At 62.0% G+C, this 12,496-nt stretch carries 10 protein-coding genes; 6 read left to right on the top strand and 4 right to left on the bottom strand.

The features are described from left to right. Positions 1-17: 17 nt before the first annotated feature. On the top strand, positions 18-1,427 hold the full coding sequence (locus tag ACSEXS_RS10750; RefSeq protein WP_438433228.1) for a family 43 glycosylhydrolase: 1,410 nt from the start codon (positions 18-20) through the stop codon (positions 1,425-1,427). Positions 1,428-1,477: 50 nt separating this feature from the next. On the opposite strand, the gene ACSEXS_RS10755 is transcribed toward ACSEXS_RS10750, so the two are convergent. Continuing rightward, positions 1,478-2,260: a helix-turn-helix transcriptional regulator gene (locus tag ACSEXS_RS10755; protein WP_438433229.1), complete on the bottom strand. Its 783-nt coding sequence runs from the start codon at positions 2,258-2,260 to the stop codon at positions 1,478-1,480. A 213-nt stretch (positions 2,261-2,473) separates the two neighbouring features. On the opposite strand from ACSEXS_RS10755, the gene ACSEXS_RS10760 reads away from it, so the two are divergent. Beyond that, on the top strand, positions 2,474-4,012 hold the full coding sequence (locus tag ACSEXS_RS10760) for a glycoside hydrolase family 43 protein (protein WP_438433230.1): 1,539 nt from the start codon (positions 2,474-2,476) through the stop codon (positions 4,010-4,012). Between the two features lie 159 nt (positions 4,013-4,171). Here ACSEXS_RS10760 and ACSEXS_RS10765 read toward each other — a convergent pair whose 3' ends face one another. After that, the gene (locus tag ACSEXS_RS10765) at positions 4,172-4,501 is read right to left on the bottom strand and encodes a hypothetical protein (RefSeq protein WP_438433231.1); all 330 of its coding nucleotides are present in this window, start codon (positions 4,499-4,501) and stop codon (positions 4,172-4,174) included. Between the two features lie 271 nt (positions 4,502-4,772). Here ACSEXS_RS10765 and ACSEXS_RS10770 point away from each other — a divergent pair, with 271 nt between their 5' ends. Beyond that, positions 4,773-5,885, top strand: coding sequence for an NADH:flavin oxidoreductase (locus tag ACSEXS_RS10770; RefSeq protein WP_438433232.1), 1,113 nt, complete (start codon positions 4,773-4,775; stop codon positions 5,883-5,885). 470 nt (positions 5,886-6,355) lie between these two features. Here ACSEXS_RS10770 and ACSEXS_RS10775 read toward each other — a convergent pair whose 3' ends face one another. Together ACSEXS_RS10775 and ACSEXS_RS10780 are read right to left on the bottom strand one after the other, a co-directional pair. Further along, positions 6,356-7,537, bottom strand: coding sequence for a GyrI-like domain-containing protein (locus ACSEXS_RS10775; RefSeq protein WP_438433233.1), 1,182 nt, complete (start codon positions 7,535-7,537; stop codon positions 6,356-6,358). A gap of 69 nt (positions 7,538-7,606) precedes the next feature. Further along, positions 7,607-8,878, bottom strand: a complete 1,272-nt coding sequence (locus ACSEXS_RS10780; RefSeq protein ID WP_438433234.1) for a helix-turn-helix domain-containing protein — start codon at positions 8,876-8,878, stop codon at positions 7,607-7,609. Between the two features lie 178 nt (positions 8,879-9,056). On the opposite strand from ACSEXS_RS10780, the gene ACSEXS_RS10785 reads away from it, so the two are divergent. From ACSEXS_RS10785 to ACSEXS_RS10795, 3 genes are all read left to right on the top strand, one after another. Beyond that, entirely contained in the window at positions 9,057-10,013 is a 957-nt protein-coding gene (locus ACSEXS_RS10785; RefSeq protein WP_438433235.1) for an AAA family ATPase, read from the top strand. A 79-nt stretch (positions 10,014-10,092) separates the two neighbouring features. Next, positions 10,093-11,229 carry a DUF58 domain-containing protein gene (locus ACSEXS_RS10790; RefSeq protein ID WP_438433236.1) on the top strand — a complete coding sequence of 379 codons (1,137 nt, stop codon included), beginning with the start codon at positions 10,093-10,095 and terminating at the stop codon, positions 11,227-11,229. Next, positions 11,226-12,485: a DUF4129 domain-containing protein gene (locus ACSEXS_RS10795; protein ID WP_438433237.1), complete on the top strand. Its 1,260-nt coding sequence runs from the start codon at positions 11,226-11,228 to the stop codon at positions 12,483-12,485. The genes ACSEXS_RS10790 and ACSEXS_RS10795 overlap by 4 nt, the downstream gene beginning before the upstream one ends. The last annotated feature ends 11 nt before the right edge of the window (positions 12,486-12,496 follow it).

Below are 12,496 nucleotides of genomic sequence, written 5' to 3' on the forward strand. Positions count from 1 at the left end.
AAACGGAGATCGATACGATGAAGCAAGGATTCAATCCATATCTGCCTTCCTGGGAGTATATCCCAGACGGCGAACCGCATGTATTTGGCGATCGGGTGTATGTCTACGGCTCGCACGACCGGTTCAACGGCCACGCTTACTGCTTGAACGATTATGTAGGCTGGTCGGCTTCGGTCGATGACTTAACCGATTGGCGCTACGAAGGCATTCTCTATGAGAAGACCGACGATCCCGACAACGCGGACGGGGAAATGTGTCTGTATGCGCCGGACGTCACCCAGGGTCCGGACGGACGCTATTATCTGTACTATGTGCTGAACCGGCAGCATGTCGTGTCCGTCGCCGTCTGCGATTCGCCGGCGGGAAAATTCCGCTTCCTTGGGAAGGTGCATTACCCCGACGGCACGCTGCTCGGCGACCGGGACGGCGATCAGCCGCAGTTCGATCCCGGCGTGCTGACCGAAGGGGACCGCGTGTACCTGTATACCGGCTTCTGCATGCCGGAGGATGCGACGCGGACGGGGCCGATGGCCACCGTACTGGAGCCGGACATGCTGACGGTCAAGGAGGCCCCCGTCACGGTAGCGCCGAGCAAGCTCCACGGCAAAGGGACCAGCTTCGAGGGCCATGAATTCTTCGAAGCGGCCTCCATTCGCAAGAGCGGGACTACCTACTATCTGATATATTCGTCCATTCTCTACCACGAGCTCTGCTACGCGACCAGCGAGCATCCGACGAAGGGGTTTGTTTTCCGGGGGACGCTGGTCAGCAACAACGATTCCCACATCGCCTCCTACAAACCGGCGGAGCGGCCCATGTTCTATGGCGGGAACAACCACGGCAGCCTGGTGGAGATTGCGGGTCAGTGGTATGTGTTCTATCACCGGCACACGAACGGAACCAATTACAGCCGGCAGGGCTGCCTGGAGCCGGTCGAGTTGAAGGAAGACGGGTCGATCCCGCAAGCGGAGATGACTTCCTGCGGGCCGAACGGCGGACCTCTGGCCGGATCGGGGAACTATCCGGCGCATATCGCCTGCAACCTGTTCGCCAAGACCGAGGAAGCCTATACGGCGGGCCCGGGGGACTGGATGGACTGCCGGTTTCCCAAGATCACGCAGGACGGCAAAGACGGCGACAAGGAGCCGGGCTATGTCGCCAACCTAAGGGACGGAGCGACCGCGGGCTATAAATACTTCGACTGCCGGGGCGTCAAACGGGTGTCGATCGAGACGCGCGGAGGCGGCGGAACGGTTGAGGTCTTGACCGCCTGGGACGGAGAGCCGCTCGGCCGCATCCCGGTGCAGGCCACCAACGAATGGAAGACGTTTTCGGCGGATATCGCGATTCCCGACGGCGTTCAGGCGCTGTATTTCCGCTATTCTGGACCCAGCCGCGCGAGTCTGCTGTCGTTTGGCCTGGAATAGGAAAGGATCGTGCAAACCCTTCCCCGTGGGAGGGTTTTGCTCTAGCTCGGTTATTCTTCCGCCGGTCTGGCGGAGACCGATTGCCGGAAATCGCGCGGCGTGAATCCGGTGACCTGGCGAAACTGCCGGCTGAAATGCTCGAAGCTCGCATAGCCGCACAGCTCGGCGATCTCGGCAATCCGGTGCGGGCTGTGGATCAGCTTCTCCTTGGCGAGCCGAATCCGGCATTCGATCACGTCCTCCATGCAGGAGACGCCGAAGGAGGATTTGTACAGCGCTTGCAGATAACCGGAGCTCAGGTGGAGCGAGTCGGCCATGGCCGAGACGGTCCAGGGATGGCCGGGGTTGTTGTGGATCGCCTGACGCAAGCTCAGAAGCCGCTGGCGGTGGGGCTGGTTCTGGGGATGGTGGGTCGCTTCCAGCAGCTTGTTGAACAGAAGTTTGAACAGGTACTCGATGGACAGCTCCCGGTAATCGCCGCCAAAAAAATTTTCCGCCGCCAGCAGTTGAAACAACCGGTGAACGTAGCCGGGATCGGGCAGAGCAAAAGGCTCCCCGAACGGCACGGGGGCGGCGGTCACGAACGCGTCGTCCGGGTCGAACCGCACCCAGTCGTTTACGTATGTGTCCGCGCAGGCGCGGTACAGAATCTTGCGGCGGGGCGGATACAGAACGGCGCAGTCGGCCGGGTATTCCCGCATCTCGCCGTCGACCCAGAACTCAGCCGGGGTCCGAATGAGCAGCAGCAGCCAGAAGTCCTGCCCTTCCGGGATATCGTATACAAAATCGCCCTTATGCGCGGTATCGTAGCCTACATAGTAGATTTTCGTCATCGGTATCCTCCAGAAAACAATCGGTCAAATTCTCGTGTATAGGCGTTGCGGTCAAGAAACAAGCCAAGACTTTATCCTTTTATAGGAAAATCGGGAAGAAAAACCGGCTCCCCATTGGCGAAGGGCGTGCGACCGGTCCATCGGTTCTCGTCGAAATCATCAAATCGGGAACGGCAGACAGTCTCATGATAGCAGAAAGGGAGGACAGGGAAAATGGCTCGAAATCCGATTCTTTGGGCGGACTATCCGGATGTGGACGCGATCCGGGTGGAGGACACGTATTACATGGTCAGCACCACCATGCATTTCATGCCGGGCTGCGTGATTTTGCGGTCGTACGACCTGATTCATTGGGAGGTGGCGACCCATGTGTACGACACCCTGGACGATACGCCGGCTCAGTGTCTTGAGGACGGGCGGCAGATCTATGGAAAAGGCATGTGGGCCGCCTCGCTCCGGTACCATGAGGGGACGTTCTATGTCGTCTTCGTCGCCAACGATACCCATAAAACCTACCTGTATACGGCTCAGGAGATCGAAGGACCGTGGACCAAACGGACGATCGAGGGCTTCTATCACGACCCCTCGCTGCTGTTCGACGATGACGGCCGCATCTACCTGATGTACGGCAATACGGAAATCCGGTTGATTGAGCTTGCGGACGATTTGTCCGGGCCGAAGCCGGGCGGGCTCGAACGGGTCATCGTCCGGGAAACCGGCCGTTTTGCCCTGGGCTACGAAGGGGCTCACCTGTACAAAATCGGCGGCGTCTATTACGCCTTCTTCATCCATATCGGAGAAGCTTCGAACGGCATCCGCACCCAGGCCTGCTTTGCGTCGGAATCTCTGGAAGGGGAATTCAAAGGCGGAGAAGTCTTCCGCGACGATATGGGGTATTTCCGCGCCGGCGTTGCGCAGGGCGGGATCGTCGATACGCCGGATGGAGACTGGTACGCCATTCTGTTCCAGGATCACGGAGCGGTCGGGCGCATCCCGGTGGTGGTGCCGCTCACTTGGGAGAACGGCTTCCCCGTCTTCGCCTCCGAAGCACCGAAGGAGATCGAGATTCCGAGCACGCGGCCGGGCTATGCCTACCGTCCCTTGGTCGGAGACGACGATTTTCTTTATGGGCCCGATGAGCGGGGGCAAATCCGGTTGAAGGATTTCTGGCAGTGGAACCACACACCGGACTCGGCGCTGTGGTCGGTCACCGAGAAGCCGGGGACGTACCGCATCCGGTCCGGGAAGCTCAGCCCGAATCTGCTCTATGCGGGGAATACGCTCACCCAGCGGACCATGGGACCTGCCAGCGAGGCAGCGGTGACGCTGGACGGAAGCGGATTGAACGACGGGGATTACGCCGGGCTGTGCCTGCTGCTCAGCACCTATGGCATGATCGCCGTTACCCGGGAAGAAGGGCGCTTGTACCTGACGATGCGGGCCCGGCCGACGGAGGACCTTTCGATCTTCGGCAATCTGGTGGACGCCGATCCCGGGACGGAATTTGCGAGAATTCCGCTGGACGGCGAGACCGTTACGCTGAAGGCCTCCGGCAATTTCGTCGACAACACCGACGAATGCGAGTTCTTCTATCGGGACGGAGACGACTGGAAGAAGCTCGGAATCACTCACCGCCTGGTGTGGAAAATGGACCATTTCACCGGCGCCCGGTTCGGACTGTTTCTTTATTCCACCCGCCAGACGGGCGGTGTGGCGGATTTTTCATGCTTTCGCTATAGCGTAGTGGAGTAGACCCGCTCCGGAACCCAAAAAGCGAACCGACGGCCCGGAAGGGTTCGGTTCGCTTTTTGGTCGTGATGGAATCGGCTGCCGGATGGGAAAAGGCTTCGGGCTATCGCAAGGCGTCCGCTGGGGTTTTCCGCAAGACGTTCGGTTCAAGCGGAACCGTGGTCAGTCTCCGCCGCCGCCTCCCGAGTCTCCACCGCCTGAATCTCCGCCTCCGCCGCAGTCGCTGCCAAAATCGCTGCCGCTGGAGTCGCTTGTGTCATAGTCGCTGCTCCCGTAATCGGAACTGTCGTTCCGGCAGCCGTCATCCGGCGGCAGGGGGTGGCGGGAATGGCCATCCATTGCCTGACCGGGAAGAAGGGGGTCGATGAACCCGGAGGAATAATCGCTTCTCGGATCGTCGCGCCGGGGCGGCCGGGTACCGCTTCGCGCATCTTTTTTGAATACGCCCAGCAAAATGAACACGAGGAGAACGACAAAGAAAACGGTTAGCAAAGGGACCGACTTCCTTTCGAGTGTAGGAATTCCCGTCTCCCGAAGTGTAGCATGTCTGGAAGAATCGGGAAAGCGGAACGGAAACGGTGCACGGCCGCCAAGGCCCGCCGACAGTGGAGAAGAGAATGACGAAGGTTGGCGGCGGAAAAACGCCAGCCGAGCCGGTGAGCCTGCGGACCGTTTTCCCGGGAGCGGGGCTTTTGGTATACTGGAACCAATCACCAGGTGCAACCGCGAGCTATCCCATCCTCATTAAAAAGGAGCGATTCCGATGTCGTTGTCTCCGTCCACCGCCGCCTTGTTCAAACCGTTTGAAGGCGGCGGGCTGAAGCTTGAGAACCGGATCGTCATGGCGCCCATGACCCGGGGGTTCTCGCCCCAAGGAGTGCCCGGGCCGGATGTGGCCGCCTATTACCGCCGAAGGGCGGAGAACGGAGTCGGCCTCATCATCACCGAGGGAACCGTGATCCGGCATCCCGCGTCGGAAGCCGACCGCAATGTGCCGCATATCTACGGCGACGAAGCCGTAGAGGGCTGGGCCCGCGTTGTCCGCGAGGTGCATGAGGCGGGCGGCAAGATCGCTCCGCAAATCTGGCATACCGGCACCGCCCGCGAACGGAGCAAATTCCCCGAGTCGGATGCCGCCCCGGTCGGTCCGTCCGGACTCGGCCTGACGGGCGAGCCGGTATCCGAACCCCTCACCGTCGCGGAAATCCGCGAGCTGGTGGAGGCGTATGCCGAAGCGGCGGCGAACGCCAAACGCGTCGGCTTCGATGCGGTGGAAATTCACGGCGCCCACGGCTACCTGATCGACCAGTTCTTCTGGGAGGCGACCAACAAGCGCACGGACGAATACGGCGGCGATCTGGTCGGCCGCTCCCGGTTTGCCGTCGAAGTGATCGAGGCGGTGCGGGCCGCGGTCGGCCCCGATTTCCCGATCCTCTTCCGCTTCTCGCAGTGGAAGCCGGTCGATTACGGCGCCAAACTTGCCTCGACGCCGGAAGAGCTGGAGCGCTTCCTTGCGCCGCTGTCCGCCGCCGGCGTCGACATCTTCCACGCCTCGACGCGCCGCTTCTGGGAGCCGGAGTTCGTCGGCTCGGAGCTGAACCTGGCCGGCTGGACGCGCAAGCTGACCGGCAAGCCGGCCATCACGGTCGGCTCCGTTGGCCTCGACTCCGACTTCACCGCGCTGTTTGCCGAAGGCAAAGGCGGCCAGCCTGCCGGCATGGGCCAACTGGTCGAGCGGCTGGAGCGCGGCGAATTCGATCTGGTTGCCGTCGGCCGCGCCCTGCTGAGCGATCCGGCTTGGGCGGCCAAGGTCCGCGACGGCCGGCTGGAGGAGCTGCAGCCCTTCGGGCGGGAAGCGCTCGGCACGCTGAGCTGAACCCCGTTGAACGAACAAGACGAGCGAGACCCCTCAGGGCTCGCTCGTCTTGTTTATCATAGACCGTCGTTCGGCCGTGGCGAGCCAGATTCACCGCTTCCAACGGCAGACCATGGTGAGCTGTTCTACCGTATAGAAACCGAACAGAATGTCGGTTTCTATGACGGTTATGTCCAGCCGCTCGGTTTACAAATCCGGCGATTCGATCACGGTCAGCTCCAAGAAGTTCGTTCAAGAGCGCTTGCAGCCGCTTCGTCCGGTTTTTTACGATTGCGATAGGGGAACGCCTCTCCTTGGGCGAAGTCGACTCGTTTTCGGCGAGCGTGCCTCATTCCGGCCGGGTTATCATCATTTTACAGCCGGTGAACGTGGCGGGAGCCTCCTCCGCACTCCCGGGAAAAACGGCATTTTCGAAGACCTCGACGACCTTCATTCCATTCTGCTTCAGCGGATGCAGTTGCGCCTCGTAATCAGAGCGTCGGACTGTTTTTCCGCGAGAGCGGAACGAACACCGAGGCGCAGTTCGCTTGGCGGAAGCGTGCGATCACATGGCGGCTCCAATCCCGCTCGTAATTCGGATGCTCCTGGAGGAACAGCGCATCCAGGTGGTTGAATGCCACGTCGTAGGGCATGGCGGGATTATCGCCGTTGACCTCCAATTGGGTCACGTGGACATACAAGCCGCCCGGAAGGGTGACCTTCTCCACACCGTCGGGCAGCTCGTCGAAGGTGCTGACGCGCGTGCCGAAGAAGCTGTTGATTTTGCCTTCCCCCGCATCGGTCGGAAAGCCGTAATAGTCGTTTATGTAGTACCGGGCGGCTTCGCAGGCCAGCACCTGCGGCTCGATCTCGAAATACTTGGCGATGACGAATTCCTCGGAATCGGGCGGAGTCATGCTGCAGGCGATCTTCATCTCGGGAAGGACGACGACCCGGAAGCGGATCGAATCATGGCGCTCGGCTTCGCTCGCCGGAATCTTGACCGGCTCGTATTTGGTCAGCATGTCGCCGGCCGCGTCGTACATGTTCAGGGGAAAGCTCCGGTTGTCGTAGACGTAGGGGGTTTCCTGCCGGAATCCGGCGATAAAATATTCGTCGGCCTTCATCCGCTCGTCGTACCCGGCCCGGTCCTCGCGGCGCTGCTCGTTGATCAGCAGCTTCGCATACCGGCTGGCGGGAACCGTCAGGGTGGCCGTGTTTTCCGGCAGCGCTTCCGGCAGTTGAATCGGGCGGTCCAGCGCGAGGCCCACAATCATCCTGTAATTGCCGTCGCCTTCCACGTCGTAACGGGCGCTGACAATGTCCGCATCGGCCAGTTCTATGCCGATCGCTCGCGCGAGCAGGGCAATCTCGCCTTCCTCGATGAGCTTTCGGGCAAAAAAGGCGTCGTTGAAGGTGCTGACGGAATGGCTGTGCTCTCCGATATAGCCGTACCCGCGGCTTTCAAAGCTGGCCGGCACGGCAATGCCGACGATCCTCGTCTCGGCCCGGTCGACGATGGAGGTCCATTGATTTACCTGTTGCACGAAGCTTTCCTTCGGCAGTGCGCTTGCCGCCTTTTCCGCCATGGAGACGATCAAGGGCTTGTCCTTCGGGCTGTAGCCGTCCGGATTCCGGTACGGGCTGCGTTTGGGTTTGGGGGCTGTGCTCATTTCCCACACTCTCCTTATCGATTGATAGCTTTAGGCTACCTGATCGACGCCTCGGCGTATTATCAATTCTTATCCTATTTGCAAGCGGAGGTAAACCTTCGTTCGAATGTTCTCCGGGGCGAAGCTTCCGCCGGTTTCGTAGACGGCGAAGATCGGCGTGCGGTCGTCGCGGCGCATGCGGTTGTCCGCTGTCCAGTTCTGCAAAATCGCTTCATACAACCCGCTGTCTCCGCAGCAGTCACCGTCCAGCACCGCGAAAGCCCCGGGGCCGATGCGCATCCGTTCAAGCCCGCTGTCCGGAGGAAGAGCGAGCTCGCCGTCCAGTTGAATGCCGCAGACGCAGGCCGTCCCGTCCTTCGCCACGTAGAACCGGTTCGCGCTCCCGGCGAGCTTGGGATACTGCGCCATAAGAAAGCCCATGACGGCTTGCGACGCCTCGTTTTCGGCATCCTTGCCGGTTTTGCGCGAGACCAGGAAGCTCCTCTCCCCGCACGAGGTCACACGGATACGGGGGTAATCGTTCCGCTTTCTTACCGGCAAATACAAGACGACCTTGCGGACTTCTCCGTTCTTGTGCAGATATTCCTCAAAATAAGGCAAGTCGGCCTGCACGAACATGCTGGTCGTCAGCCAGTCCGTGTACAAGTCGTTCCAGGCGGCGTTGATTTCGTCCTCGCGGTTTTTCGATCCGGTCTTAGCGAAGGCGGCGGTCATGGCCGGCATGGAGGCGATTTCCGTGAACGCGCTGCCCGCCAGCTTTTGGCGGATTTCTTCGGGTTCATCGTCGGCTTGGATGTACAGTTCGTAGCCGATGCGGCTGTCCGGCGGATTTCCGTTTCGGCCGAACAAGCGGCCGCTGTAGCCGGGCAGCAGGGAGAAGAGAGAAGCGACGGCGCAGTTCTCGATTCCCTGAAGCTGATCGTGGGTGTAGACGAGACGCAGAGTCGGCGGGATGGTCTCGGTGGCCAGGGAGATTTGCCGTTTCCGCTCGTTGTTGAACATGGGGAAATAGTAGTGGCTTTCGCTTGCTTTGTATTCCAGCGGCGTGAGTCCGGTCGACGCCTTCACCTGGCGGCAGAAGGCTTGCTGAGAGCTGTATCCGCTTGCATAAGCAATCTCGGCCAGGCTCCGGTCCGAATGCTTTACCCGCGCCAGAGCCTCGGACAAGCGCCGTTTGCGGATGTAATCCTTCACCGAATGCCCGGTGAGCTGATAGAAATCGCGGTAGAGCTGCATCGGCGATACATGGCTTAGCCGAGCTACGGCATCAATGGGAAAATCCTCCGCCAGATTGAGCTCAATCGCTCGAATCGCTGCCTGGATGTGCAGGGTCTGTTTCACCGGTGTCACCGCCTGGGGACCGATTTTCCATTCTGAACCAATCGACCCCATTGTACCATGCCGATTCCGGAGGCGCTCCGGCAACTTTTTAAGAAAATCGAAACAAACCGGCGTCTCTGCTATACTGGGAGGATAAGGAAAGCAGAATTAAATAAAAAAAGAGCGGAGAAGGGTAGCGATGGGGAGAACCAACGAGTTTTATACGCGCCTATGCGCGGAAGTAGGCAAGCAGGTGGTCGGCCAGGAGGAAGCGATCCGGTTGATCGCGGCGGCGCTGCTCGCGGAGGGGCATGTCCTGCTGGAGGATGTGCCGGGAACCGGCAAGACCACGCTCGCCAAGGCGCTCGCGCACGCCTTCGACACCCGGTTTACCCGGGTGCAGGCGACGCCGGACCTGCTGCCGCAAGATCTGCTCGGAGGGCTGGTGTATCAGCCGCATTCCGGCGAGTTTATCCTGCGCAAGGGACCGATCTTCACGCAGTTTTTGCTGTTCGATGAGATCAATCGGGCGACGCCGCGCACGGCCTCGGCTCTCTTGGAGGCGATGGCCGAGGGGCAGATCAGCCTGGACGGCTTAACGGAAAAGCTGGAGGAGCCGTTCTTCGTCATCGCCACGCAGAATCCGATCGAATCGCAAGGGGTCTTTCCGCTGCCGGAGGCTCAGCTCGACCGCTTCCTCGTCAAGGTGCGGCTGGGCTATCCGACGCGCGGGCAGGAGGCACAGATTTTGCGCCGGTTCCGGTCGGACACGGAGCCGGAAACGCCGCTTGCGGTCCTCACGCCCGAGCAGCTTGGGGAAAGTCGGCTTGCCTGCCGCGCGGTTCGGCTGTCGGGCGATGTGGAAGGGTATCTGCTCGATCTTCTGCGCGCGACTCGCGAGGAAGAAAACTTCCTGATCGGCGCGAGTCCACGCGCCGGACTTGCGCTCGTCGCCATCGCCCAGGCGTTCGCTTGGCTGGACGGCCGCGACTATGTGGTCCCGGACGACGTGAAGCAGGGCGTCATTCCTGTGCTGTCGCACCGCATGCAAGTGACGCCGGAGCGCCGGGCGCGGGGAATGACCGAGGAGCGGGCGCTGACCGAGCTCCTCAGCCGCATCCCGGTACCCTCGGAGTTGGAGAGTCGGCCGGTATGAGGCCGCTTCCGAACGATGGCGGCCGAACATGTGGCAAAGCGATGGCTCCCGACCGCCGGGGAAGGGGGTAGCATTCGCCATGTGGTTTCTGCTGTGGCTTGCCCTTGTTATGCTGCTGGCGGGTTTTTGGGTTGCTCCTGACTATTGGCAGCGGAGAGTCTATCCCCGCGTGCGGCTGGAGGCCGGTCCGGTAAAGGAGACCGCCGATCCGGGAGAAGCGGTCGAGCTCCGAATCCGGTTGACCAATCCGACCGCTCTGCCTTGTCCCCGCGTGCGGCTGGATTTCCAACTGCCCGATGAGCTGGCGATCCGGGAAGAGGGAGGGGGAGACGGACGGGTCCGGCTCACCACTTACCTGCTTCCTCGGCAGACGGCGGAGCTTGCGCTGACCGTCTATGCCGCTCGCCGGGGAGTGGCGCGCTGGAATCAGGCCGAGCTGCATTTCACCGATATGTTCGGTCTGCGCCACGACGATCGGACGGTCTATCCGCAAGCACTGGTTGTCGTCCGGCCAAGGCGGCTCGCCGCCGAACCCGTCGGAAGGCTGATGAATGGGCTGGTCGGCGACATCCGCGTGCGCCGCTACGATCAGGAAGACCCCAGCCTGTTCACCGGCGTGCGCGCCTATCGCAGCGGAGACCCGCTGCGCAGCGTCAGCTGGTACGCGACGGCGCGCACCGGCGGACTGATGGTCAAGCAGTTCGGACATACCACCGAATCGCGGGTTCTTCTTCTGTTGAACGGCCAGATGAACGGCGACTTCTGGATGGTCGCCTCGCGCGAGCGATTGGACAGGCTGTGCGAGCGCGTCCTGCAGGTGGCCGACGCGCTGCTTGCGGAGCGGGCCGAGGCGGGCTTCCTGACCAACCTCACGGACAGCCTGGGAGGCGGCCTCTATCTGCCTCCCGCTCCGGGACTGGTTCAGAGGGAGCGCATAGCCAACCGGCTCGGTTCGATCTCCCGCCATCCCGCTCATTCCTTAGCGGAATTGGTTCGGTCGGCCCAGCGGCTGATCCGCCCGGGCGATACCCTGGTGCTCGTTACGGACTTTCGAACGCCGGAAGCGGACGCAGCGCTTACGGAGCTGAGACGGCACGGGTGCTCCGTGCATATCGCCGAAGCCGTCCCCGCTCGGAAGGCTGCCGGATCGACTGAGGGAACGGGTGAGTCCGGCAAGGCCGAGACGTTAAACGAACGGGAGGCGGCAAACGCATGAGCTCCGCTGTACGCAACGAAGGCGGCAGACTGCGGCTGCTGCCGCAGCTGTTCCTGGAGAGCCTGGTCCTGCTCTGCGGCCTGCTGCTGTTCGCCGGCCGCGCGGGAGGCTTGGAGCGGCACATGCTCTTGGCGTTTGTGCCGTTCCTGCTCTTCGTGGGCCTGCTCATGACGGAAGTGGGCCGCCGCTTCACCGGCCAAAGCGGCTGGATCGCCGGCATATCGGTCACCTCGCTAGGAGCGTGGTTGATGCTCGCCGGGGTCGCCGATACCGGCTTCCTGGTCTGGGAGGCCGCGCTCGGCTATCTGTTCACCGTCCGCGTCGGATTCTCCTTGGCCGATCCGGAACCCTCGGAGGAGCAGACCCGGCGGTATTTTCTCTGGGAATGCGCGGTGATCCCCGTTCTTACCCTGATCGCCTTCCGGCAAAGCGGCGATCCTTCCTTGTTGATCTTTGCCGTGGTCCTATACCTGCTCCTCCGCGGCTTCAGCCTGGTCTATGCCCAGAAGCTGGCCAGCGGGGCCTGGAGCTTCCGAATGCGCGGCCTGCTGCTGGTGGCAGCGGCAGCGGTGCTGCTCCTGCTGCTCGCCCTTGTGTTTCCGGTGCTGGGCTACGGACTCAGCTCAATCGGCGCCTACGCCCTCGCTCTGCTTGAACGGGTAACGCGGCAGATACATCAGAGGCCTCTCGAACCGACCCCCTCCCCGGCGGAGGAGGGGACGGTTCTTCCCCCCGAATGGAACCATCCGGAAGAGGTCCAATCTTTCTCCCATCTGCCGGGCTTCGTCACGATCGGCCTCGTCCTGCTCGTCGTCGTCGGCATCCTTGTCGTCGTGAAGCGCCACCGGCCCCGCAGGGAGGCTCAGCCGCCTTCCCTCCAAGTGAGCATCCGCCGCAGCCGGGCAGCCGAGCCGGGGAAGCGACTGGCATTCGCGCCGGGAGTAGCGGGCCTCCGGCGAATCTATCAATCGCTGCTGCGGGGAATGGCGGCGAAAGGGAAGGAAGTCCGGCCGGAGGAGACCCCCCGGGAATACGCCCGTCGCCTGATCGCCGAGCTTCCCGAAGCGCAGGCGGAGGAGGACGAGCTCCGCGAATTTGTCCGGCGCTACGAACGGGAGCGCTACGGCGCGGAAGCCGGATCGTCCGCCGCGCCGGACGCAGACGCCGGGCGAGCCGGAAGATTCGCGCGGCTCGTGGATCGGCTCCTGGCGGGTTCATCCGCCAAGGGCGGACGAGGGATCAGGCGCAAGGGCTGAGACGTGGCCTG

Source organism: Gorillibacterium terrae (assembly GCF_051594785.1).
Classification (GTDB): Bacteria; Bacillota; Bacilli; order Paenibacillales; family NBRC-103111; genus Gorillibacterium.